The sequence below is a fragment of the Pseudonocardia cypriaca genome, assembly GCF_006717045.1.
Classification (GTDB): Bacteria; Actinomycetota; Actinomycetes; order Mycobacteriales; family Pseudonocardiaceae; genus Pseudonocardia; species Pseudonocardia cypriaca.
Genome location: NZ_VFPH01000002.1, coordinates 342,662 through 366,188 on the forward strand (window position 1 = coordinate 342,662; position 23,527 = coordinate 366,188).

At 72.4% G+C, this 23,527-nt stretch carries 23 protein-coding genes; 12 read left to right on the forward strand and 11 right to left on the reverse strand.

Annotated features, from left to right (window positions below):
• Nucleotides 1-11 precede the first annotated feature (11 nt).
• From pstS to FB388_RS19295, 3 genes are all read right to left on the reverse strand, one after another.
• A complete protein-coding gene (gene pstS / locus FB388_RS19285) occupies nt 12-1,124 on the reverse strand; it encodes a phosphate ABC transporter substrate-binding protein PstS (protein ID WP_142103595.1) in 1,113 nt (370 codons plus the stop codon).
• A gap of 166 nt (nt 1,125-1,290) precedes the next feature.
• Nucleotides 1,291-1,566 carry a hypothetical protein gene (locus FB388_RS19290; RefSeq protein ID WP_211362106.1) on the reverse strand — a complete coding sequence of 92 codons (276 nt, stop codon included), beginning with the start codon at nt 1,564-1,566 and terminating at the stop codon, nt 1,291-1,293.
• A gap of 111 nt (nt 1,567-1,677) precedes the next feature.
• Nucleotides 1,678-2,571, reverse strand: a complete 894-nt coding sequence (locus FB388_RS19295) for a helix-turn-helix transcriptional regulator (RefSeq protein WP_142103596.1) — start codon at nt 2,569-2,571, stop codon at nt 1,678-1,680.
• Nucleotides 2,572-2,672: 101 nt separating this feature from the next.
• On the opposite strand from FB388_RS19295, the gene FB388_RS19300 reads away from it, so the two are divergent.
• The 4 genes from FB388_RS19300 to FB388_RS19315 all read left to right on the forward strand — a co-directional run bounded on the left by FB388_RS19300 (nt 2,673) and on the right by FB388_RS19315 (nt 6,922).
• Nucleotides 2,673-3,590 (forward strand): MBL fold metallo-hydrolase, encoded by a 918-nt coding sequence (locus FB388_RS19300; RefSeq protein WP_142103597.1) that lies wholly within the window; start codon nt 2,673-2,675, stop codon nt 3,588-3,590.
• 27 nt (nt 3,591-3,617) lie between these two features.
• Nucleotides 3,618-5,057 (forward strand): carboxylesterase/lipase family protein, encoded by a 1,440-nt coding sequence (locus FB388_RS19305; protein WP_142103598.1) that lies wholly within the window; start codon nt 3,618-3,620, stop codon nt 5,055-5,057.
• 63 nt (nt 5,058-5,120) lie between these two features.
• Nucleotides 5,121-5,768 carry a TetR/AcrR family transcriptional regulator gene (locus FB388_RS19310; protein ID WP_142103599.1) on the forward strand — a complete coding sequence of 216 codons (648 nt, stop codon included), beginning with the start codon at nt 5,121-5,123 and terminating at the stop codon, nt 5,766-5,768.
• A complete protein-coding gene (locus tag FB388_RS19315; protein WP_142103600.1) occupies nt 5,765-6,922 on the forward strand; it encodes an acyltransferase family protein in 1,158 nt (385 codons plus the stop codon). Before FB388_RS19310 ends, FB388_RS19315 begins: the two co-directional genes overlap by 4 nt.
• Before the next feature lie 166 nt (nt 6,923-7,088).
• Here the strand turns inward: FB388_RS19315 and FB388_RS19320 are convergent, their stop codons facing one another.
• Both FB388_RS19320 and FB388_RS19325 read right to left on the reverse strand, forming a co-directional pair.
• Complete coding sequence (locus FB388_RS19320) at nt 7,089-7,733, reverse strand: TetR/AcrR family transcriptional regulator (RefSeq protein WP_142103601.1); 645 nt, start codon at nt 7,731-7,733, stop codon at nt 7,089-7,091.
• A 74-nt stretch (nt 7,734-7,807) separates the two neighbouring features.
• The gene (locus FB388_RS19325; protein WP_246122185.1) at nt 7,808-8,305 is read right to left on the reverse strand and encodes an ester cyclase; all 498 of its coding nucleotides are present in this window, start codon (nt 8,303-8,305) and stop codon (nt 7,808-7,810) included.
• 298 nt (nt 8,306-8,603) lie between these two features.
• Here FB388_RS19325 and FB388_RS19330 point away from each other — a divergent pair, with 298 nt between their 5' ends.
• Nucleotides 8,604-9,437 carry an SDR family NAD(P)-dependent oxidoreductase gene (locus FB388_RS19330; RefSeq protein WP_142103602.1) on the forward strand — a complete coding sequence of 278 codons (834 nt, stop codon included), beginning with the start codon at nt 8,604-8,606 and terminating at the stop codon, nt 9,435-9,437.
• Between the two features lie 21 nt (nt 9,438-9,458).
• Nucleotides 9,459-9,752 carry an SDR family NAD(P)-dependent oxidoreductase gene (locus FB388_RS19335; protein ID WP_211362107.1) on the forward strand — a complete coding sequence of 98 codons (294 nt, stop codon included), beginning with the start codon at nt 9,459-9,461 and terminating at the stop codon, nt 9,750-9,752.
• Here FB388_RS19335 and FB388_RS19340 read toward each other — a convergent pair.
• The 6 genes from FB388_RS19340 to FB388_RS19365 form a co-directional block, all read right to left on the reverse strand.
• Nucleotides 9,725-10,717 (reverse strand): helix-turn-helix transcriptional regulator, encoded by a 993-nt coding sequence (locus FB388_RS19340; protein WP_342787921.1) that lies wholly within the window; start codon nt 10,715-10,717, stop codon nt 9,725-9,727. The genes FB388_RS19335 and FB388_RS19340 overlap by 28 nt on opposite strands.
• 129 nt (nt 10,718-10,846) lie before the next feature.
• Nucleotides 10,847-12,106: a DUF480 domain-containing protein gene (locus FB388_RS19345; protein ID WP_211362108.1), complete on the reverse strand. Its 1,260-nt coding sequence runs from the start codon at nt 12,104-12,106 to the stop codon at nt 10,847-10,849.
• Between the two features lie 11 nt (nt 12,107-12,117).
• Nucleotides 12,118-13,590, reverse strand: a complete 1,473-nt coding sequence (locus FB388_RS19350; RefSeq protein ID WP_246122187.1) for a HAMP domain-containing sensor histidine kinase — start codon at nt 13,588-13,590, stop codon at nt 12,118-12,120.
• On the reverse strand, nt 13,587-14,303 hold the full coding sequence (locus FB388_RS19355; protein WP_142103603.1) for a response regulator transcription factor: 717 nt from the start codon (nt 14,301-14,303) through the stop codon (nt 13,587-13,589). Before FB388_RS19355 ends, FB388_RS19350 begins: the two co-directional genes overlap by 4 nt.
• Nucleotides 14,304-14,340: 37 nt before the next feature.
• Nucleotides 14,341-15,126 (reverse strand): ABC transporter permease, encoded by a 786-nt coding sequence (locus tag FB388_RS19360; protein ID WP_142103604.1) that lies wholly within the window; start codon nt 15,124-15,126, stop codon nt 14,341-14,343.
• Nucleotides 15,123-16,037 (reverse strand): ABC transporter ATP-binding protein, encoded by a 915-nt coding sequence (locus FB388_RS19365; protein ID WP_142103605.1) that lies wholly within the window; start codon nt 16,035-16,037, stop codon nt 15,123-15,125. Before FB388_RS19365 ends, FB388_RS19360 begins: the two co-directional genes overlap by 4 nt.
• 181 nt (nt 16,038-16,218) lie before the next feature.
• Between FB388_RS19365 and FB388_RS19370 the strand changes: the two genes are divergently transcribed.
• The 6 genes from FB388_RS19370 to FB388_RS19395 are packed head-to-tail and all read left to right on the forward strand — an operon-like array spanning nt 16,219 to nt 23,505.
• Entirely contained in the window at nt 16,219-17,499 is a 1,281-nt protein-coding gene (locus tag FB388_RS19370) for a CaiB/BaiF CoA transferase family protein (protein WP_142103606.1), read from the forward strand.
• A 38-nt stretch (nt 17,500-17,537) separates the two neighbouring features.
• Nucleotides 17,538-18,866, forward strand: coding sequence for an MFS transporter (locus FB388_RS19375; protein WP_142103607.1), 1,329 nt, complete (start codon nt 17,538-17,540; stop codon nt 18,864-18,866).
• A gap of 14 nt (nt 18,867-18,880) precedes the next feature.
• Nucleotides 18,881-20,002, forward strand: coding sequence for a zinc-binding dehydrogenase (locus FB388_RS19380; protein ID WP_142103608.1), 1,122 nt, complete (start codon nt 18,881-18,883; stop codon nt 20,000-20,002).
• Nucleotides 20,003-20,048: 46 nt separating this feature from the next.
• The gene (locus FB388_RS19385; protein WP_246122189.1) at nt 20,049-21,605 is read left to right on the forward strand and encodes an aldehyde dehydrogenase; all 1,557 of its coding nucleotides are present in this window, start codon (nt 20,049-20,051) and stop codon (nt 21,603-21,605) included.
• A gap of 2 nt (nt 21,606-21,607) precedes the next feature.
• Entirely contained in the window at nt 21,608-22,540 is a 933-nt protein-coding gene (locus FB388_RS19390) for an HpcH/HpaI aldolase/citrate lyase family protein (RefSeq protein ID WP_142103609.1), read from the forward strand.
• Nucleotides 22,537-23,505: a 2-hydroxyacid dehydrogenase gene (locus tag FB388_RS19395; protein ID WP_142103610.1), complete on the forward strand. Its 969-nt coding sequence runs from the start codon at nt 22,537-22,539 to the stop codon at nt 23,503-23,505. Before FB388_RS19390 ends, FB388_RS19395 begins: the two co-directional genes overlap by 4 nt.
• The last annotated feature ends 22 nt before the right edge of the window (nt 23,506-23,527 follow it).

Consider the following 23,527-nt stretch of genomic DNA (forward strand, 5'->3'; position numbering starts at 1 on the left):
TATCGATCCGGTCAGGCGCCGGGCGTGAGCGCGGTCGCGGAGTAGGCCTGAACCGCTTGCGCGGCCGCGGGAGGCAACGGCAGGTAGCCCAGGTCCTGGGCGGCGCCGTCGTACTGCTCCATCACGAATGCGAGGTAGCGCAGCGTCCGCTCGGTGTCCTGCCGGAACTGCGGACTGCGCTTCACGACCGCGTAGATGGCCGCCGTGATCGGATAGGCCTGCGGGTCGTCGGCCGTGCTCAGCGGTGTGACGTAGTCGTCGCGGCCGGACCAGTCGTGGCCGGCGACCGCGGCCGACATGGCGGCTGCGCCGGGCACCGTGAACCGACCGGCGGCGTTGCGCAGCGCGGCGACCCGCAGGCCGGCACGCTGGGCCTGGCCCTGCTCGACGTACCCGATCGCACCGGGAGTGCCGCGGACGGCCTCGATCAACCCTCCGGTCCGCTCGGCACCGGTTCCGGTCGGCCGGCTGATCGTGTTGCTGGTCCCGGGGCCTGCCGCCCAGTCGGGGCTCCCGGCGCTGAGGTAGCCGGTGAACCCGTGGGTCGAGCCTGAGCCGTCGCTGCGGTGCACCGCGGTGATGTCGAGGTCCGGCAGCGTGAGGCCGGGGTTGAGCGCGGCGATCGCCGGGTCGTTCCACCTCGTGGTCCGGCCCAGGTAGATGCTCGCCACGGTGGGGGCGTCCAGCTGAAGGGCCTGCCCGGCCGGCAGGTCCAGGTTGTGCACGACCGCCACGGCGCCCAACGCGATCGGCAACTGCACCGCCCCGAGCTGGGCCAGGCCATCAGCCGAGAGCGGGTAGTCCGACATCGCGAAGTCGACCTCGGGGTCGGCCAGCCGCATGATGCCGCCGAGCGAACCGACCGGCTCGTACTGGATCCCCGAGCCGTCCAGCACCCAGTCGTTCCCGGTCTGGGCCGCGCGGGACGGGTTGTCCGCGGCCTGGACACTGCGGAACGCCGCCGCCGACCGCTCGATCAGGGGCTGCGCCAGCGTCGACCCGGCCCCGATGATCTGGGTCTGTTGGCCGCGGCCGGCCAGCAGCAGCGCCACGAGCCCGACCACGGTCAGGATCAACAGCGGCATCAGGATGCGACGCAGGCGCGCACTGCGCGTGCGGAGCACCGGGACACCATCATCGGCCGAGCCAAGCACGAGGTCCCGCCTCTCAGTACCCACTCGAGTGACGGCGATGAGCCGTCCGGGGTATGAGTACTGGGCGGTGGTGAACGCCGTGCAGCCGCCGCACCGTCCTAATGGGAACGGCGCATTTACACGCGCTGCCGGCCGCTCACCCTCCGGTGGGCAGCGGGTCCAGGTGGGTCGTCGTGGGCGGGCCCGGGGTGCGGCCGGGCGGCGGGTACTCGCAGTCGAGCTGGCTCACGTCGACATCCCGGCCTTCCCCGTAGTCCTCACCCTCCTGCGCGGTGTAGACGAACGTGCAGGCACGGCCGTGGGCGTCGGTGAAGCTGCTGACGTAGATCTCGTCGTTGGTGGCGCATCCGACGAGGGCGAGCGCGGCCACGGCGAGGCCTGCGCCGCGGAGGAGCTGCTTCGACGCGTTCACGGCGGGAGTCAAGCAGACAGCGGTGGCGGGCGGATGAACATCGACCGACGCGGGGTCGTCGACGCAGCGCGCACCCGGGCCTCCCTCGGGCACCGGCCGCGGCGTCGTGCCTCACCCGGAGGCCGGCACCGGCGCCGACCGGGTCGGGCGCCGCCCGCCGCTCACCTGCCGGAGCAGCGTGATGGCCTCCTCGGATGGCGACCCGGCCGGCGTCGTGCAGACGATCAGCGACTGCTCCGGTGAGCGGGCGATCGCCAGCGTCTGCTGGGTCACCGTCACCGCACCCACGACGGGGTGGTGCAGCTCGTACGAGGCGGCGTCGCACGGGGTCACGCGGTGGTCCCCCCACAGCGCGACGAACTCAGGGCTCTTCATCGTCAGCTCGCCGATCAGCCCGGCGAGCAGCGGGTCCTCCGGGTGGCGGCCGACGGCGATGCGCAGGTTCCCGACGACGGCGCGCACCTTGCGGTCCCAGTCGGCGTACAGCTCCCGGCAGTGCGGGTCGAGGAACAGCATCCGGCTCATGTTCGGCCGGTGCGCCGGGTCCTCCGGGCTGAACGGGTGCAGGTGCCCGGCCAGCAGGGCGTGCCCGAGCGCGTTCCAGGCCAGCACGTCCGTGCGCCGGCCGAGGACCAGTGCGGGGACGCCGTCGAGGGCGCGCAGGAGGTCGCGCGTCTCGTCGGCGAGCTTCTCGGGCCGGGGACGGCGCACCCGGGGCGCCCGCCGGGACGCGTCGGCGAGCCGCTCGAGGTGCTCGCGCTCGTGGTCGTCGAGCCGCAGGGCGCGCGCGATGGCGTCGAGCACCTCGGCGGAGGCGCCGCGGGACAGGCCCTGTTCGAGCCGGGTGTAGTACGAGACGCTGACGCCCGCGAGCTGGGCGAGCTCCTCCCGGCGCAGCCCGGCCACGCGCCTGCGGGGCCCGAGGTCACGCAGGCCCACGTCCTCGGGCCGCAACCGCGCCCGCCGAGCCTGCAGGAAGTCGCCGAGTGGGCCGGGTCCGTCCATCCCTCCAGTGTGCGGTCCGGTGACCGGCCCAGCCACACCCGGCGAGGGGTACGACAACGCGGGTGTGGTCCGTCCGGGGTCGCGTGTCCAGGCTCGGCCGCATGGACCAGACCCCGGATCAGATCGTCCTGGGCGACGTCACCGTCACCCGCATCAAGGAGTACTACGGCTCGGCCGGGATGAGCCCGGCCCAGTTCTTCCCGGAGAGTCCCGAAGACGCGTGGCACGAGCACCGCGACTGGCTGGCGCCCGACTTCTGGAACCCCCACGAGGACGAGGTCCACGTGGCGATCCAAACCTGGCTGCTGCGCAGCGAGGGCCGCACGATCCTGGTGGACACCGGCGTCGGCAACCACAAGGACCGGCCGTACGCGCCGGTCTGGAGCCGACTGGACACCGGGTTCCTCGACAACCTGGCGGCCGCCGGGGTGCGACCCGAGGACGTCGACATCGTGGTCAACACCCACCTGCACATCGACCACGTCGGCTGGAACACCCGACTCGACGGCCGCACCTGGGTGCCGACCTTCCCGAACGCCACCTACCTCATGCCGCAGCGGGACTTCGAGTTCTGGGACCCCGCGGGCGACCACCGGCCCGTGCTCGGCCGCGGCAACCAGAACGTGTTCGAGGACAGCGTCGCCCCGGTGCACGAGGCCGGGCTGACGCAGCTGTGGGACGGGTCGTACCGGATCGACGCGAACCTGCGGCTCGACCTCGCTCCCGGGCACACGCCCGGCTCGTCCGTCGTCGTGCTGGAGTCCGGCGGCGACCGCGCCCTGTTCGTCGGAGACCTCGTGCACACCGCGCTGCAGCTCGTACAGCCGGACACGAACTCCTGCTTCTGCGAGGACCCGGCGCAGTCCCGCGCCACCCGGCACGCGCTGCTCGGCCGAGCCGCCGAGGACAACGCGCTCGTCTTCCCCGCCCACCTCGGCGGCCAGGGTGCCGCCGAGGTCGAGCGCAACGGCTCGACGTTCGCAATCAAGCAGTGGGCGGGCTTCTCCCGCATCGCCTGAGATCCCTCACGGAGAGGAAGCACCACCGTGCCCCAGCACGCAGATCCGGTGGTCGAGACGCCGGCGGGTGCCGTGCGCGGCGTCCGCGACGGGTCCGGAGAGCGCTACCGCGCGATCCCCTACGCGGCGGCCCCGACCGGCGCCGGCCGCTTCGCACCGCCAGCGCCGCACCCGGGCTGGTCCGGCGTCCGCGACGGCACGCGGCCCTCGCCGACGGCCCCACAGCCGGCGCGCAACTTCGGCCGGCTGGACATGACCCCCTACTTCGGGCCCGGCTGGGTCCGGGGCGACGAGTACCTGACCGTCGACGTCCGCACGCCGGCCGCGGACGACGGCAGGCGGCCGGTCATGGTCTTCGTACACGGAGGTGGCTTCGTCACCGGCTCCACCCGCGCCGCCCTCTACGACGGCAGCGCATTCGCCCGCGACGGCGTCGTCCTCGTCACCGTGAACTACCGCCTCGGCATCCCCGGGTTCCTCGACATGGAGGGCGCGCCCGCCAACCGCGGCCTGCTCGACGTGCTCGCCGCCCTCCGCTGGGTGCGCGACACCATCCCGGCGTTCGGTGGCGACCCGGACGCCGTCACGGTCTTCGGCCAGTCCGCGGGCGCCACCCTCACCGGCGCGCTGCTCGCCACACCCGACGCCAAGGGCCTGTTCCGACGGGCGATCATCCAGAGCGGCAGCGGCACCGGCGCGTTCACCCCCGAGCAGGCACGGCGCGTCACCTCCGCAGCGGCCGCCACCCTCGGCATCGAGCCGACCGCCGAGGCCTTCGCCGCGATCCCGGACGAGCGCTTCCTGGAGACCCTTCCCGCTCTCACCGGGCTCGACCTGCGCACGACCACCGCCACCGACCCGCTGGTCGGCCTCAGCCCGTTCAGCCTGGTGCTCCCGGTCCAGCCCGCCGAGGCGCTCGCCGACGGGCCGGCCGCCGACGTCGACCTGCTGATCGGCACCAACACCGAGGAGGGACACCTGTACCTGGTGCCGCAGGACCGCTTCGAACTCTCCACGGAGACGGACGTCCTCGCCCTCGCCGAGCAGGTGCACGACGCCCCCGAGGCCCTGGTCGCCGCGCACCGGGCGGCACGGCCGGACGCAACGCCGGGCGAGCTGCGCTCAGCCGTGCTCGGGGAGGCACTGTTCGGGGCGGGAACGGCGCGCATGGCCGACGCACACGCACGGATCTCCGGCGGGCGCACCCACGTCTACTCGTTCGCCCACCGCTCCACGGCCCTGGACGGGCGGCTCGGCGCCACCCACACCGTCGAGCTGCCCTTCGTCTTCGACCTCGCCGACGAGCCGTGGCTGCACGGCGACACCGGCCTGCTCGGCCCCACCCCCGCGCCCGCCGGGCTCGCCGCCCGGGTGCACGGCGCCTGGGTCGCGTTCGCCGCCACCGGGGATCCCGGCTGGGCCTCGCACGACCCGCAACGACCAGCGACGGAGGTCTTCGGAGGCTGAGCGCCGGAGCGGGTGCGGCAGCGGAGTCGGACGTGCATTGGCCGGCCGTGCTACTTTCTGACCGTGCGGCCAGAAAACAAGGCGCCCGGTCAGAAGGCCGCCTCCTTCATCGAGGAGGCCCGCCGTGCCCAGATCATCGAGAACGCCATCGAGACCTTCGGGGAGCTGGGCTACACGAACACGTCGCTGGCCCGCATCGCCGAACGCGCCGGCATCAGCAAGGGCGTGATCTCCTACCACTTCGCCGGCAAGAGCGAGCTGATCGAGCAGATCGTCGATCACGTCTACCGCGACATCACCCGGTTCGTCCTGCCTCGGGTGGAGGAGGAGACCACCGCGACCGGCGCGTTGCGGGCGGGCATCCGCTCGGTCGCCGAGTACATGCGCGGCCACCGAGCCCAGCTGCTCGCTCTCGGCGAGATCTTCAACAACGTCCGGACCGCCGACGGACGGCGGCGCTACGGCGTGGCCTTCAACGAGCCGATCCACGAAGCGCGGGCCGAGATGTTCCGCCGGGGTCAGCAGAACGGCGAGCTCCGCTCGTTCGACCCTCGCGTGATGGCCGTGACCGTGCAGGCCGCGATCGACGCGATGTTCGCCTACTGGGTGGCTCACCCCGACCACGACCTGGAAGCGCACGCGGACGAGCTGGCCGACCTGTTCGAGCACGCCACCCGGGCCGAGCGCCCTCGAGGAACGGCAGACCGATGACCCGACCCGTCAGCGAGCCCGTTGCGTCGCCCACCACCTACCCCCGGCTGTTCTACGTCGACAACCTGCGCACCGCCCTGACGGTGCTCGTCGTGATCCACCACGCCGCGATCGGCTACAGCAACATCCAGGCCTGGTACTACGTGGAGCCGCCGACCGACTCCTCCGCGACGCTCCTGGACGTCCTGGTGCTGCTCAACCAGGCGTTCTTCATGGGGGCCTTCTTCCTCATCTCGGCGCTCTTCGTGCCCGGCTCCTACGACCGCAAGGGCGCACGGCGCTTCCTCGGAGAACGCCTGCTGCGCCTGGGGGTCCCGCTGCTGATCTGGCTGCTGGTGCTCCGCCCGCTGGTGACCGTCGGCGACTACGTCGGGGAGCGAGAGGCCGCGATCCGACAGGGCACCGACCTGACGTACTGGCAGTACTACGTGCTCTCGTTCTCACCGGGTCCGATGTGGTTCGTCGAGGTGCTGCTCGTGTTCAGCGCGCTCTACGTCCTCTGGCGGCGCCTGACCGGCCATGGCCGGCACGCAGCGGGATCGGCCCTGGCCCCGGGCCGAGCGCCCGGTGCTGTCGCGATCATCGGGTTCACCGTCGGGCTGGCGCTGGCGACCTACCTGTGGCGCATCGTGGTGCCGATGGACCTCCACGTCTTCGGCATGCCCACACCCGCCTACCTGCCGCAGTACGCGGCGCTCTTCACCGTCGGGCTGGTCGCGAGCCGGCGTGGCTGGCCGGCCGGCCTCTCCCCCACCGCCGGCCGGGCCGGGTTCGCCACCGCGGCCGTCGCCGCGGTGGCGATCGTTCTCGTCCTGCTCTCCAGCGGCGACGCGATCCTGGGCCACGGCACGTGGGCGTCCCTGGTGATGGCGTGCTGCGAGCAGGCGCTCGCCGTCGGCCTCACCCTCGGCCTTCTCGTGCTGTTCCGGGAACGCCTCGACCACCAGGGACGCCGTGGCCGGTTCCTCTCGGTGCACGCCTACGCCGTCTACCTCATCCACCCGCTCGTGCTGGTCGCACTGGGCTACGCCCTCGGCGGTCTCCAGGCGCCCGCCGTCGCGAAGTTCGCGCTCCTGACCGTCCTCGCCGTGCCGCTGTGCTGGATGGCGGCGTTCCTGGTCCGCGCCCTGCCGGGCGCTCGCAAGGTGCTCTAGTGCCCCGCCCCGGAAGGTTGGCGCGTAAATCGGTGGATCCAGGCGTTCGCGCGAGCTGGCGCCGCACGAGCCTCGTACCGGGCGTACTCGGCTCGTGCGGCAACGCGGCCGGCGGACGTCTGGGCCGCCGAGTTACGTGGTGAACCTTTCGGGGCGGGGCACTAGCTCATCGCGGTCGGCGGTAGGCGCGCAGGAAGGCGTCCACCCCGTCCGTGACGATCTCCTTGATCTCCGGCCTGTCCAGGGAGCCCGCCGGGTCCTGGTCGATCGCGTCGAGGACGAGGCGCATGGTCAGGATGCTGAAGTGCTGCACGGCACGGCGCGGATCGCTCACCTCGAGCTCGCCGTTGGCCGCGAGCTGCGCGAACCGTTCCTCCAGCACCCGTTCGGGCTCCTCGCTCGACCCGCCCGGCTGCCGTGGCACGGACGCCGCTCGGGCGTTCAGCCGCCGGAAGGTGGCGTAGGTCGACGACGGGATGGCCTCCGTCATCAGCCGCTGTATGAACGCGAGCAGGGCATCGCGGAGGTCCCGCCCGTCGGTCAGCTCCTGCTCGGTCGCGGCGCGCACGGTCGCGACCAGGGCGTCGTTGACGCGCGCGAGCACGCTCCGGAACAGGGACTGCTTGTCACCGAAGTGGTCGTAGACGGTGCGCTTGGACACCCCGGCCCGCGCCGCGATGGCGTCGACGCTGGTGAGCTCGTACCCGGAGGAGACGAACAGCTCCTCGGCCGCGTCGAGGATGACCGCCCGCTTGGCCTCGGCCTGCCGGCGCCGGCCCGGTGTCTGCCAGGTCGGTCTCGGGGTCGCCACGATCTGATCGTATTCCTCAACGGTGCCACACTGCACGGTTCAGTTTTACCTGGGGCCTCGCCGGCCGGTCGCCGTCAACGAGCGAGGAACCTGCGCCTGGCCAGGAAAGGTCCGATGCCCGATCGCCACCACGGCAGCCAGGCGGAAGGCCGGCGCAACACCGCCTGGATCAGCGGACCCGAGTCGAAGAAGGAGTCCCGGCGGAGGATCGAGCCGGTCGGCGTGAGCCACAGCTTGTCCACCGCCCGGAACTCCAGGGGTTTCCCGCCGAGGGTGGCGCTGATCCGGAGCTCGATGAACATGAGGTCCTCGTGGCCCGCCCAGCTCACCACCTCGCCGCGGATGTCGGGGAGGAGCGTCACGAGGCGCTGCGCCTCGTCGTGCCACGTGCTCCGGGTCGTGCCGGGCTGCAGCAGCGGTTGGTTGAGCTCGATGTTCTCCGCCATGAAGTTGTCCCACGCATGCGGTTCGGGCGTGTCCCAGCCCTTGGCGAACGCGGCGAGGACCCGTGCGTGGACCCTGGACCAGGCAATTGGCGCGAGATAGCTGCGGACATCGTCTTCGGTGGTCACCGCGTTCTCCTCGGAACTGGTCGGGCGAGCGAGGCTCACAGGAACCTACCGCGGCAAGGGCGACGTCATGATCCGCGGTGCCACTTGATCGATCATCGTCCGGTCGGCACTCACCTGCGGAAACGGGCGTTCTACCCCGAACCTGCGCCTTCAACCGCGCCTACCTGGCCCTGCCGGTCCCCCGATCAACAGCACCTGCCAGCGGCCACATCGGTGGCCACGAATCTGCTGACATGAATGTCGGGTCCGGGATGCAGCCCGGAGCCGAAGTGACCGGAATCCTTCGGAGGGAGTCGTTTTGTCGAACTGGTTCGTCACCGGTGCAGGTCGAGGGCTGGGCGCGGAGATCGCCCGCGCTGCGCTCGCGGCCGGTCACCACGTAGCGGTCGGTGCCCGTCGGGTGGAGTCGTTGCCGGACGACCTGAGCGGTCACGAGCGGGTCGTGCCGATCGCGGTCGACGTCACGGACGCAGCGGCGTTGCCCGGCGCCGTGGAGAATGTCATCGCCGAGCTCGGCGGGATCGACGTGCTCGTCAACAACGCAGGCAAGGCCCTGGTCGGCGCGCTGGAGGAGGTCAGCGACTCCGAGGCGAGGTCGCTGTTCGACGTCAACGTGTTCGGCCTGATCAACCTGACCAGGGCGGTGCTGCCGACGATGCGCGCCCAGGGCCACGGGAAGATCGTGAACATCGGGTCGCGATCGGGCTTCGAAGGCGAGCCCGGCGTGAGCATGTACTCGGCGTCGAAGTTCGCCATCGCGGGGATCAGCGAGGCACTGGCGGCCGAGCTGGGCGCCTTCGGGATCCAGTGCATGGTCGTGGAGCCCGGGGTGTTCCGCACCGACTTCCTCGACCCGAGCTCCCTCGCGCTGTCCGCGGAGCGCATCGACGCCTACGACGGCACCCCGGCCCACGACACGCGGGACTGGACCGAGACCGCCAACCACACGCAGCTGGGCGACCCGGTCAAGGGTGCCGCGCTCATCGTCGAGGTCACCGACACCGAGAAGCTGCCCCCGCACCTGCTGGTGGGACGCGACGCCTACGAGCGCTACGCGGTGAAGACCGACGCCATGACCGACGCCATGGCGCAGTGGCGGGACAAGTCGTTCGCCACCGCCCACGTCGACTGATCGGGGCAGTCACCGACCGGTGTGTTCAACAACGCCGGGGTTCAGCTGCTGTCCGGCATCGACGAGCTCCGGGTCGACGATTGGCAGCGCCAGATCGACCTCAACGTCAGCGGTGTGATGAACACCGTCGCGGCGTTCCTCCCGGCACTGACCGCGGCGGCCGAGGCCGGTCGCCCCGCGGATCTGATCAACTCATCCTCCATCGTTCATGGCGGCCCTGCCCCGGCACGTGAACCTCACGGAGATCACCCTGTTCCCGACGGCGCAGGCCGCGTGAGCGGACGGGGTCACCGACCGTCGGGTAGCGGCAGCTGATCGACCCCGCTCCCGGCCGCCGGGGTCCGGAGCCGGGCAGCTCCGTCCGACGCGGGTTCCGCCTGCAGGTGGTGCACGTCCGCGCTTCCGTCCCCGGCCGGCTCGGCCGTCGCCACCTCGTCCGCGGTGTGCCGGAGCAGCTCGAGCGCCGCGGCCGACGGCGAGCCGGGTGCGACGCCGTACACGTACAGCGTCTGGTCGGGATCGGAGTTCACGGTCAGCGCCTGGTAGGAGATCGTCACGTCGCCGACCAGGGGGTGCCGGTAGGTCTTGCTGCCCGTCGTCCGGCGGTGGACGTTGTGCTGCGCCCAGATCCGCGCGAAGTCCGGGCTCCGTACCGTCAGGTCACCGACCAGCTCGGTCAGGAGTGCGTCGTCGGGGTGCCGCCCGGCGTCGAACCGCAGGAGGGCGGCGACGTCGGCGGCGACGCTCTCCCAGTCCTCGTACAGCTCGCCCGCGTCCGGGTCGAGGAACACGAAGCGGGCGATGTTGCGCTCGGTCGCGGGTTTGGCCGTGAAGTCGGTGATGAGCCGGGCCGCGATGTCGTTGTCGGCGAGGACGTCCAGCCTGCGCCCCAGGACGAACGCGGGCCGGCCCACGGAGTCGAACGTCTTAAGAAGATCGAGCGTGGCGGGATCGACCTGCTGACGGCGGGCGGCGCGGCTCCACGACGCCGGTGGCGGCGCGGCGAGGTCGTGCAGGTGCTGGCGCTCGACCTCGTCGAGCTCCAGCGCCCTGGCCAGCGCCTCGATCACCTCGGTGGAGGCCGTCCGGTTCCGGCCCTGCTCCAGCCGCGTGTAGTAGTCCACGCTCACACCGGCGAGCCGGGCGAGCTCCTCCCGGCGCAGGCCAGGGACCCGCCGCCTGCGGGCCGTGGCGTCGATGCCCTCCGGCGGGTCGACGCGTGCACGGGCGGCACGCAGGAAGTCGGCCAGCGCCGATCCCGACCCACGATCCACTGCCACGACCGGCGCTCCCAACGACGAACTCCACACCGCGCTCGGTCGGACCTGGCGGCAGCAGGCAATCTATTCGCGCCGACCACGCCCCGCACCTCGCCGCCGAACCGCGGGCGTGCCCTACGCGGCCCGCGATCAGAGTGGTCGGCGCGCCAGGACGTAGAGGCGGTCGGTGGGCGCCTCGACGTCGCGGAGTGGCGAACGCAGGTACCACTCGACGTCCACCAGCCCGGCGGCGGTGACGGCGGCGACCACCTCGGAAGGGTCGTGCAGCACGAACTCCAGGTCGACGGGGGCGCCGAAGAGCTCGTCGACGTGGTGCACCTCCTCCCCCACGTGCAGGGCGAACGCCAACCGACCGCCGGGGACCAGCACGCGGGCGAGCCCGGCGATCACGGCCGGGAGCTCGGAGGTGGCCATGTGCACGAACGCGTACCACGCGGTGATGGCCGACCATCCCGCCGCGGCGCGCGGGCGCAGCAGGTTCGTCAGGTCACCCACCTCGAACTCCAGGTCCGGAAAGAGCCTCCTGGCCTCGTCGATCATCGCGGGCGACAGGTCGACACCGACCACGGAGGCCCCGGACGCCGCGAGACGGGCAGCAACGTGTCCCGGCCCGGTACCGACGTCCGCGACCGGTCCACCGTCGGCCTCGCCTGCGATGCGGTCGAGCAGCCAGCGGTCGAACGGCTTGTGCGCCAGCTCCGCCGACAGCTCCCGCGCATAGCCGGCCGCGGCGGCGTCGTACCCGGCGAGCACGCGGGCGTCGCGGACTTCGGTGCCCGCGGCGATGACGACGTCCCGATCAACGGGCGGGGGTGGGGCTGCCGCTTCCGGTAGCGGGCCGAGCAGATGCGCCCACCGGTGATCCTGCTGACCCGGCCGGCGTTCCAACTCGACGACCAGGGGCTCGGACAGCTCGGCGAGCCCGCGGAGCGTGGCCTCCACCTCGGCGCGGTCCTCGAACGGATGGAGCCGCGCGGTCCGGGTCCGCAGCTCGCCGGGGGTCTGCGGCCCACGCAGCAACAGCACGGTCAGCACCGCCACCTCGGGCTCACCGATCCCGAGGTGCTCCTCGAGCCGCTGGTGGAACTTCACCACCCGGGATCCGGCGCCGGACCACACCGGCCGGACCAGCTCGCGGTCCCTGAGCTCCTTCAGCGTCGCCTGCAGCAACGAGTCGTCGTAGTCGGTGACCGGATCACGGCTGCTCGCCTGGTTGCAGGCGGTGCGCAAGGAGTTGAGGGTGAGCGGGTAGCTCGCCGGGACCGTGCGTTGCTTCTCCAGCAGCGCACCGAGCACCCGCTGCTCGACGGCGGACAACTGCGGTCGTGACTCGGCCACGCCGGGAGCGTAGTACGCCCCCAGCATCATGATCATCACCGTCGCGATCAAGGGCACGACCGTCAACGCCCGGACCCGGTCTCCGGGTGGTGCAGCAGGGGCAAGGCCAGCCGGAAGCAGGCGCCCTCCCCCAGATCCGTCTCCAGTTCGACGTCGCCGTCGTGGGCACGGGCGAGCGACCGGGCGATGGCCAGCCCCAGCCCGGCGTTGGCGCCGCCGGAGCGGGTGCGGGAGCGGTCGGTGCGGTAGAAGCGGTCGAAGACGCGGTCGGCGTGGTCGGCCGTCATACCCGGGCCCTCGTCGGTTACCTCGAGCACCGCGCGGCCGTCCGCGGTTCCGACACCGATGCGCACCGGCGTACCCGCCGGCGTGTGCGCGGCGGCGTTGCCCACCAGGTTGGCGATGATCTGACGCAGCCGATCCTCGTCGGCGTGCACCGGGGCGGGACCCGGCGGGCCGATGCCGCCCGGGCCGGTCAGGTCGACGGGCCGGGAGGGGTCCAGCGCCCGCAGGTCGTGGCCGGCGTCGGTGGCGAGCGTGCGCAGGTCCATCGGGGCCCGTTCGAGGTGCCCTTCCGCGGCGTCGTCGAGCTGGGCGAGCAGCAGCAGGTTCTCGGTGAGGGCCGTGAGCCGGGTGGCTTCGCGATCGATGCGGTGCATCGCCTCGTCGACGTCGGCGCGTTCGGTCAACCCGCCCATCCGGTACAGCTGGGCCGATCCCTTGATCACGAACAGCGGTGTGCGCAGCTCGTGGCTGGCGTCCGAGACGAAGGTCCGCATCCGCGCCTCGGAGGCGGCCCGCGCGGCGAAGGCCCGTTCCAGCTGGCCGAGCATCACGTTCAGCGATGACGCGAGGTGCCCGATCTCCGTAGCGGGCGCCGCGACCACGGGCACGCGCCGGCTCAGGTCGCCCGACGCGATGGCGGCCGCCGTGTGCTCGATGCGGCGCAACGGCCGCAGGCCCCGGCCGAGGGCGTACCAGCCGGCCGCCGTCAGCAGCACGAGCAGCGCGACGCCGCTGATCACGGTGGTGGTCCGCAACCGGGCCACCAAGGCGTCGATCTCGGCCAGCGGCGCGGCCGCGACCACCGTGCCGTCCCGCCCGACCGTGGGTCGGGCGACAGCGCGCCAGCGGGACCCGTCGGCGGCGCCGAGGTCGGTGGCCGTGCCGTCGGCGGGGATCCCGCGCAGCGCTTCGCCGGTCGGCAGGGCGGCCTCGTCCAGCCGGGACGAGTGGACACCGCGCGCCACCGCGCCACCGGCGTTCAGGAACGCCAGGTACGGGGTGCCGATCAGGTCGAGGGCCGGATCGAACATCGCGAGCGACGCGGTGTCCGGAACGTCGGGCCGGAGGACCGGTGCCTGCGCCAGCAGGGCGGTGAAGGACCTCAGCTGGGTGTCGAGCCGGTTCAGCTGGTAGCGCTGCAGCTGATCGGTCACGACGGCGCTGACGATGCTCAGCCCGGCCAGCAGCAGCGCCGCGGTGAGCAGTAGCAGCCGCAGCCGCAGCGACAGCAGATGCAGCGGACTCCTCATACCCGGGGCTCCCGCATCACGTAGCCCACGCCGTGCACGGTGTGGATGAGCTTGGGCTCCTCGACGTCGACCTTGCGCCGCAGGTAGGAGATGTAGGTGTCGACGATGCTGGCGTCACCGGCGAAGTCGTAGTGCCACACGCGGTCCAGGATCTGCGCCTTGGACACCACGTGGCCGGCGTTCTCCATCAGGTAGCGCAGCAGCCGGAACTCGGTGGCGGTCACCCGCAGCGGCCGGCCGTCCCGGGTGACCTGGTGCCCGTCGGGGTCGAGCGCCAGCGTGCCCACCGTCAGCACACCGGTGTGGTGGCCCGCGGTCCGCCGCAGGATCGCGCGGATCCGGGCGATCAGCTCCTCCAGGTCGAACGGCTTGGTGACGTAGTCGTCGGCGCCGAGGGACAGCCCGGTCACCTTGTCGGCCTGCCGGTCGCGGGCGGTGAGGAACAGGACCGGCACCGGCCCGCCGCGGCCGGTCACCCGCAGGTCGCGCAGCCGCCGGACCACCTCGAAGCCGTCCATGTCGGGCAGCATCACGTCGAGCAGGACGAGGTCGGGTGGGTGCCGGGTGGCCGCGGCGACCGCCTCGCCCGCGGTCGCGGCGGACGTCACCTCGAAACCGGCGAACCGCAGCGTGGCGGAGAGCAGCTCCCGCACGGTCGCCTCGTCCTCCACCACGAGCAGCCGCGCGCCGCCGGTCCGGCCGTCATCTCTCACGTGCTACTCGCATGCGGATCACGATACGAACACCGCGTCACACGTCGCGGCGCTCGAACACCACGAACGCGACGGCGAGCAGGGCGACGACACCGGCACCCATGCCGACGAGGTTCAGCCAGGGCTGCGGGAAGTCGGGGTTGGGCACGGTCGCCAGGACGGCGGCTCCACCCAGCGTCGGCCAGAGGTCGAGCAGGCCGTCGAGCCACGACGGGAAGATGCCCTCAACGGCCGGTATCAGCAGGACGATCCCCACCAGGGTGGCCAGGGCGCCCGCCGTGGCGCGGATGATCGTGCCGAGGGCCACCGCGAGCAGCGCGATCACCGCGAGGTAGAGGCCACCGCCCACCACCGCGGAGAGCGCACGCGGATCGTCGAGGGTCGCGTGCGGGACCCCGGCTGCTGCGAAGCCGGCCTGCCCGATGAGGAAGGCCGCGAACATCAGCGCCTGCCCGGCCACCAGCGCGACGGCCGCGACCACCGCCACCTTCGCGCCCAGCAGCCGGTGCCTGCGCGGCGTGGCGCTCAGCGACGTCCGCATCAGGCCGGTCGCGTACTCGGACGTGACCACGAGGACCCCCAGCACCCCGATGATCAGCTGGGCGACGAAGTACATCATCAGGCTGCGGTACGTCGGGTCCCAGTCCTGCCGTTCCTCGGCCGTCCCGGTGACGTACGACTGCCCGGCGGGGTCCATGGACAGGAGCGTGAGGCCGAGCCCGACCACGACGAGGCCGGCGAGGGTGAGCCAGGTCGAGCGCAGGCTGCGGAACTTGATCCACTCGCCGCGCAGCGTGTCGGCGAAGGCGGGGCTGGTGCTCATGCCGTGGCTCCCTGGTACTCGACGCTGTCACTGGTCAGCTCCATGAAGGCGTCCTCCAGGGAGGCGTGCCGCGGCGCGAGCTCGCTGAGCGCGACGCCGTGGTAGGCGGCGAGCTTGCCGATCTGCGCGCCGGTCATGCCGGAGACGACCAGGGACGAGTCCGCCCCTTCCCGGACGGTCGCGCCCGCGGCCGACAGCCGGAGCGCGAACGCGGCGGCATCGTCGGTGCGCACGAGCACGGTGCCCTCCCCGTTGGCCCGCATGAACTCGCTCATGCCCGTGTCGGCGATCAGCCGGCCGCGCCCGATGACCACCAGGTGGTCGGCGGTCTGCGCCATCTCGCTCATGAGGTGGCTGGAGACGAGCACCGCCCGGCCCTCGCGGGCGAGCGACCGCATGAAGTCCCGGATCCAGCGGATGCCCTCCGGGTCGAGGCCGTTCACCGGCTCGTCGAAGATCAGCACCCGCGGGTCGCCGAGCAGCGTCGCCGCGATCCCGAGCCGCTGCCGCATGCCGAGCGAGAACTCCCCGGCACGGCGACGGGCCACCCCGTCCATGCCGGTACGGGCCAGCACCTCGGCGACCCGGCGGCGCGGAAGGCCGTTGCTCGCGGCCAGCGCGAGCAGGTGGTCGTACGCCGTCCGGCCACCGTGCACCGCACCGGCGTCCAGCAGCGCGCCCACCTCGGTCAGCGGCACGGGCAGGTCCCGGTAGCGCCGGCCGCCGATGGTGACCGAACCCCCGCTCGGGGCGGCCAGACCCATGATCATCCGCATCGTGGTGGACTTGCCTGCGCCGTTGGGACCGAGGAACCCGGTGACCTGCCCGGCGGAGACGGTGAACGACAGGTCGTCCACCACGGTCCGGGGCCCGTACCGCTTGGTCAGCTTTCTCACTTCGATGCTCGCCACAGCCGGGATCGTGGCGGCCCGCGCCGGCCGGTTCCTGGGAGCTTCTGTGCGAACCCTGTGAATCCACGGCTCCGAGCCCGCCCCGCGGGCCCCTCAGCCGCGGGACTCACAGGAAGGTCTCCGAGAGGTGTTCGGAAGGAGGGGTTGCATCCGAGCGGAGCGACGACCTAGATTTTATCAAATGTTTGACACGACTGAGGCCTCCGAGCTCCCGCTCTCCGGAGTGCGGGTCGTCGACGCGGCGACGATCTACGCCGGCCCGATGATCGCGACCCTCCTCGGGGACTTCGGCGCCGACGTGGTCAAGGTCGAGCACCCCCGCGGCGACGGCCTGCGCTCCTGGGCGTGGCACAAGGACGGCGAGTCGCTGTGGTGGGCCCTCGTCGGGCGCAACAAGCGCGCGATCACGCTCGCGCTGTCCGATCCGCGCGGCGCGGACCTGCTGCGGCAGCTGCTGGCCGAGACCGACGTCTTCGTCGAGAGCTTCCGCCCGGGCACGCTCGAACGCTGGGGGCTCGCCCCCGACGACCTGCTGCGGGTCAACCCGCGGCTCGTGGTCGTGCGCGTCTCCGGGTTCGGCCAGACCGGCCCGTACCGGACGCGACCCGGCTTCGGCACCCTCGCAGAGGCGATCTCCGGCTTCGCCGACACCAACGGGCAGGCGGACGGGCCGCCGGTACTCCCCCAGTGGCCGCTCGCCGACGGCGTCGCCGCCCTCGCAGGCGCGTTCGCGACGATGACGGCCCTGCGCCACGCCGAACGCACGGGCGAGGGGCAGGTCGTCGACCTGTCGATCTACGAACCGCTGTTCTGGATCCTCGGCGCCCAGACCACCGCCCACGACCAGCTCGGCATCGTGCCGAGCCGCCAGGGCAGCCGCACCGCCTTCAACGTGCCGCGCGAGTGCTACCGCACGCGGGACGGGCGCTGGGTCGCGCTGTCGGGTGCGACCGCCGCCACCGGACGGCGGATCCTGCGGGCGGTCGGACGCGACGACCTCGCCGACGCGCCGTGGTTCGACGAGATCACCGGGCGCATCGCCCACCGCGACGAGATCGACGAGGCCATCGCGAGCTGGGTCGCCGAGCGCGACAACGACGACGTCCTCGCGACGTTCGAGGCGGCGGGCGCCACCGTGGGGCCGGTCTACTCCATCGCCGACATCGCCACCGACCCGCACTTCGACGAGCGGGGCAGCATCACCACCGTCGAGCACCCCGCACTGGGCCCCCTGCGGATGCAGGGCCTCATCGCGAACCTCACCCGCACCCCTGGCCGCATCCGCAGCACCGGGCCGCTCTTGGGCGAGCACAACGACGAGATCCTGCGCGACCTGCTGGGGTGCCCGCCCGACGAGCTCGCGCTGCTCGAGTCCGAGAGCGTCGTCGGGCCGACCGGCACCCGGCGGGAGGCCCCGTCGCCCGAACCCGCCCCGGACGCACCCCCCGTCCGCACGAGCTGACCGAACGGCATCGCATCTCAAGGAAGAGGACACCCCGGATGTCGACAACAGCCCCACCCGAGCCACGGCAGGTCCGCCGCGTCGCCCTCGCCAGCGGCATCGGCACGATGCTCGAGTACTACGACTTCTACCTCTACGGAGCGCTCTCGGCCACGATCTTCGGTTCGCTGTTCTTCCACAGCACCGACCCGGCGGTCGGCACCCTGCTCGCACTGGCCACCTTCGGTGTCGGCTTCGTCGCCCGCCCGCTGGGTGGGGTGATCGCCGGGCACTTCGGGGACCGCGTCGGGCGCAAGTCGGTGCTGATCGCCACGCTGGGGCTGATGGGTGCCGCGACCGTCGGGATCGGCCTGCTGCCCACCTACGAGACCATCGGCATGGCCGCTCCGATCCTGCTCGTCACGCTGCGCCTCCTGCAGGGCCTCGCCCACGGCGGGGAGTGGGGCGGGGCGGCGATCATGACGGTCGAGCACGCCCCCGAGGGCCGGCGCGCCTTCTACGGCACCTGGCCGCAGATGGGCGTCTACGCGGGGATCGTCGTGTCGAACCTCGTGCTCGGCGCCTTCCTGCTCCTCCCGGAGGACCAGTTCCGATCATGGGGCTGGCGCGTCCCGTTCCTGCTCGGCTTCGTGCTCGTGGTCGTCGGGCTGTACCTGCGTCGGTCGATCACGGAGTCACCGGAGTTCACGCGCGCCGCCGCCGAGGCCCGGGAACCGGTCAAGGTCCCGATCGTCGAGGCCCTGCGCACGAGTGGACGCGGCGTCTTCGTCACCTTCGGCGCCAAGGCGGCCGAGACCGGCACGTTCTACCTGATCACGGTGTTCGCCCTCACCCTCGCGAACCGCGAGTCCGGGCCCGGCCAGAGCGTCGCGCTGAACGGCGTGCTCGTCGCGAGCCTCGCCGCGATCTGCACCGTGGGCCTGTTCGGCGTGCTCGCCGACCGCGTCGGTCGCAGGCCGGTGTACGTCTTCGGCGCCGCGTTCATGGCGGTGTTCGCCTTCCCCTTCTTCTGGCTCGTCGGCACCGGTTCCTCCGGTGCGCTGTGGGTCGCGCTGGTCGTCGGGCTCGCGGTCGGCCACGCCTCGATGTACGGCGCCCAGACCCAGTACTTCTCAGAGCTGTTCCAGGCGCGCGTCCGCTACAGCGGCGCCTCGCTCGGCTACCAGCTCGGCGCGGCGCTCATCGGCGGGTTCACCCCGCTCATCGCCGCCGCCCTGATGCTGCGCTCGGGCGGCGAACCCTGGCCCGTCGCGCTCTACATCATCGGACTGTGCCTGGTGACGGTCCTGGTCATCACACTGTGGGGCCGGGTCCGCACCCGCACGACGACGCCGGCACCCGCGGCCGGCGCACCCACCGCGTTGTGAAGGAGATCCGGCAGATGACGACCATCCCCGACCACACGCTCGCGGCGGTCGTCCGCGCGTTCGGCGAGCCGATCGGTATCGAGGAGGTGCCGGTGCCGCCCACGGTCGAGGCGGGCGGCCTGCTCGTCGAGGTCGTGGCGTGCTCCCTGTGCGGCACGGACGTGCACTGCTGGGAAGGCTCCTTGGCCCTCGACATCCGGCTGCCCCTGATCCTCGGGCACGAGATGGTCGGGAGGATCGTCGCGATCGGCGAGGGCGCGAACGTCGACTCCGTCGGCCAGGACCTGCGGATCGGCGACCGCGTGATCTGGACGCACTCGTTCTGCGGGCGCTGCGAGATGTGCACGCGCAAGCGGCCCGCGATGTGCCTGAAGCGCACCGCGTACGGCCACGTCTCGATGCAGGAGTGGCCGTACCTGATGGGCGGGTTCGCCCGGCACTCCTACGTGCTGCCGGGATCGGGCCGGGTGCGCGTGCCCGATGCGATCCCGGACGCGCTGGCCAGCATGGCCAGCTGCGCGCTGCGCTCCGTGGTCAACGCCGTCGAGCAGGCCGGCCGGGTCGGCCCGGAGCACACCGTGGTCGTGCAGGGGGCGGGCCCGCTCGGGATCCTCGCCACCGGGCTCTTCGCCCAGGCAGGCGCGGGGCGGGTCGTGACGGTCGGCGCGCCCGCAGCACGCCTGCAGCTCGCGACGGAGTTCGGCGCCGACGAGGTGATCTCGCTCGAGGACACGCCCGATCCCGCCGACCGGCTCGCGCGCGTCCGCGAGGCGACCGACGGGCTGGGGGCCGACCTCGTGGCGGAGTTCTCCGGGCACCCGGCCGCCTTCGCCGAGGGGGTCGAGATGGCCGGTCTCGGGGCCCGCTACCTCGTGGTGGGCCAGCTCGGATCCGGCACCACGCCGATCGCACCCGGCACGATCACGAAGAAGAACCTCACCGTGATCGGCTCGTTCTCCGGCGACGTCTCGCACTACCACAAGGCGCTCACGGTGCTGGAGCGCTACGCCGACCGGCTGCCCTTCGACCGGCTCATCAGCGGGCAGTACCCGCTCGAGCAGGTCAACGACGTGATCTCGCGCATGCAGGCGTTCCAGGAGATCAAGCCCGTCCTGCTGCCCGCCGCCACCTCATGACACCACGCACCATGACACCACGCACGTTCGCAGGAGGTTCTCCTCGATGACCGTCCAGGACCGGATCGAGACCGGTACCGACCTCGTCGCCACCCTCGCCTCGACCGCGCGGTCCGGCGCCGGCACCGGGGGTCCCGTCGCCCTGCCGATGCTCGTCGGTGGGCAGTGGACCGGCGCCGTGGACGGGGCGGTGTTCGACTCGTACGAGCCGCGCAACGGCGGGGTCTGGGCCACGCTCCCCCGGTCGTCGGCCGCGGACGTCGACCGCGCGGTCTCCGCGGCCCGCGGGGCGTTGACCGGCGCGTGGTCGCGGGTCAGCGCCGCCGACCGGGCCCGGTTCCTGATCCGCATCGCCGCGGTCGTCGACCGGCACCGCGAGGAGCTGGCCGTGATCGAGTCGCGCGACAACGGCAAGCCGCTGCGGGAGGTCCGCGCCGAGATCGACGCGATCGTGCGGTACTTCGAGTACTTCGCAGGCGTCTGCCAGACCGTCCTCGGCGAGACGCACCCACAGCCGGCATCGGCGTTCAGCTACACCCGCCGCGAGCCCGTCGGGGTGGTGGGCGCGATCGTGCCGTGGAACTCCCCGCTGCTCATGCTGGCCTGGAAGCTCAGCCCGGCGATCGCGGGCGGCAACACGATCGTGCTCAAGCCCGCCGAGGAGACCTCGGTGTCCTCGATCGCCTTCGCGCACCTGATCGCCGAGGTCGGGCTGCCCGACGGGGTGTTCAACGTGGTGACCGGGTTCGGCGAGTCGGCGGGAGCCGCACTCGTGGCACACCCGCAGGTCGACAAGATCGCCTTCACCGGGTCGACCGAGGTGGGCAGGCAGATCGCCGCCACGGCCGCGGCCGACCTCAAGCTCGTCACGTTCGAGCTGGGCGGCAAGTCCCCGACGCTCGTCTTCGCCGACGCCGACCTCGACGCGGCCGTGCACCGCACCGCGTACGGCATCTTCTCGGCGGCGGGCCAGACCTGCCAGGCGGCTTCGCGCATCCTCGTGCAGGACTCCGTGCACGACGAGTTCCTCGACCGGTTCGCCGCGCTCGCCCGGCGGATCCGGGTCGGGGACCCCCTGGCCGAGACGACCCAGATGGGCTCCCAGATCTCCGCGCAGCACCGCGACAAGATCGCCGGTTACGTGGAGAGCGGCACGCAGGAGGGCGCGACGCTCGTGTGCGGCGGCTCCCGGCCCACCGAGCCTGCGCTCGCCGACGGCTACTACTTCACCCCGACGATCCTGGACGGCGTCGACAACTCGATGCGGATGGTCCGCGAGGAGATCTTCGGACCCGTGACCGGGGTGATGACCTTCACCGACGAGGCCGACGCACTGGCGAAGGCCAACGACACCGAGTACGGCCTCGCCGGGTCGGTCTGGACCCGCGACGTCGCCAGGGCCCACCGGGTCGCCGCCGGCATCGAAGCCGGGCTGATCTGGGTCAACACCACCCGGACGATCAACCACCTCGTGCCGTTCGGCGGCTACAAGCAGTCCGGCTACGGCCGCGAGGGCGGCCTGCAGGTCATGGAGCACTACACCCGGGTCAAGTCGGTGTGGGTGGACATGCAGGACGAGCTGCCGAACTGGTACGCGGACTGACGATGGGAGCGAGGAACCCCGCGCACCTGCGGCTGCGCACCCTGCTCTTCGTGCCCGGCGACCGCCCGGACCGGATCCCCAAGGCCGCCGCGGCCGGCGCCGACGGGATCGCGATCGACCTCGAGGACGCGGTCGCCCTGTCGCGCAAGGACGCGGCCCGTCGCTCGGTCACCGAGGTGCTCGGGGCCCTGCCGCCGAGCGGGCGGGTCGTCACGGTGCGGATCAACGCCGTCGACAGCGGCCTCGCCGAGGCGGACGTCGACGCGCTCGAGCCGGTGCTCGACCGCGTCCACCTGGTGATCGTCCCGATGAGCTCCAGCCCGGACGCCGTCCGCGCGGCGGCCGCCCTCCTCGGTAAGGCCGAACGCCGGGCGGGCCTGGAACCGGGCCGCACGGGGATCATCCCGCTGGTCGAGACCGCGGCCGGGATCGCGGAGGCGCGCGACATCGCCGCCGCCGACGAGCGGGTGCACACGCTCGCCTTCGGCCCGGCCGACCTCTCCCGGGAGCTCGGGGTCACCCCCACCGCCGACGGCGAGGAGCTGTTCGTCGCGCGCTGCCAGCTGGTGCTGGCAGCGGCGGCCGCCGCGAAGCCGCAGCCGATCGACGGGCCGCACCTCGACCTCGACGACGCCGATGGCCTCGCGCGGTCCGCGGCGAAGGCGAGGCGCCTGGGGTTCGGGGGCAAGCAGGTGCTCCACCCCCGCCAGATCCCCGTCGTCGCCTCGGCGTTCGCCCCCGCCACCGGGGAGCTGCGGTGGGCGCGGCGCGTCGACGAGGCCTTCCGCGCGGCGGAAGCGGCCGGTGTCTCCTCCATCCGCCTCGACGACGGTACGTTCGTCGACTACCCGATCGCCCACCGTGCCCGGGCCCTCCTCGCCGAGGACGACCCGCAGCACGGCCACGAGCAGAGCCCGAGGAAGCCCCCCGCATGAGCCCCGACTCCCCGCGCATCGTCGTGACCCGCGCCCTTCCGCCCGCCGCGCTGGAGCCGCTGCACTCCGTCGGTCAGGTGTGGGTCTCTCCGCACGACCGGCCGCTGTCCGTCGCCGAGCTGCACCAGGCCGTCGACGGTGCGAGCGCGATCATCAGCATGCTCAACGACAAGATCGACGACGACGTCCTCGACGCGGCGGGCCCGAACCTGCGGATCGTCGCGAACACGGCCGTCGGCTACGACAACCTGGACGTGCCGGCGATCACCCACCGCGGGGTGCTCGCGACCAACACGCCCGGCGTGCTGGTCGACGCCACGGCCGACCTCACCATGGCCCTGCTCCTGGACGTCACCCGGCGGGTGTCCGAGGGCGACCGGCTCGTGCGCTCCGGGGCGGCGTGGTCGTGGGACATCTCGTTCATGCTCGGCTCCGGGCTGCAGGGCAAGCAGCTGGGCATCATCGGGATGGGGCACATCGGCCAGGCCGTGGCCGCGCGCGCCGCGGCGTTCGGGATGGACGTCGCGCACCACTCCCGGCGGCCTGTCGAGGCGGGCGGCTCCCGCCGGCTCCCCCTGGACGAGCTGCTGGCCACGTCGGACGTCGTGTCGCTGCACTGCCCGCTCACGGCGCAGACCCGCCACCTCATCGACGCCGAGGCGCTGCGGTCGATGAAGGGCAGCGCCTACCTGGTCAACACCGCCCGCGGCCCGATCGTCGACGAGGCGGCGCTCGCCGCGGCCCTCGCCGGCGGCGAGATCGCGGGCGCCGCCCTGGACGTCTACGAGAACGAGCCCGAGGTGCACGACGGCCTGCGCGCGCTCCCCAACGTCGTGCTGGCCCCGCACCTCGGGTCGGCCACGGTCGAGACGCGGACCCGCATGGCCGAGCTGGCGGTGGAGAACGTCGTCGCCACGCTCCTCGGAAAGGATGCACCGACCCCGATATCGGTACCGTCCACCTGACGCGAGGACATACCAGGAAGGG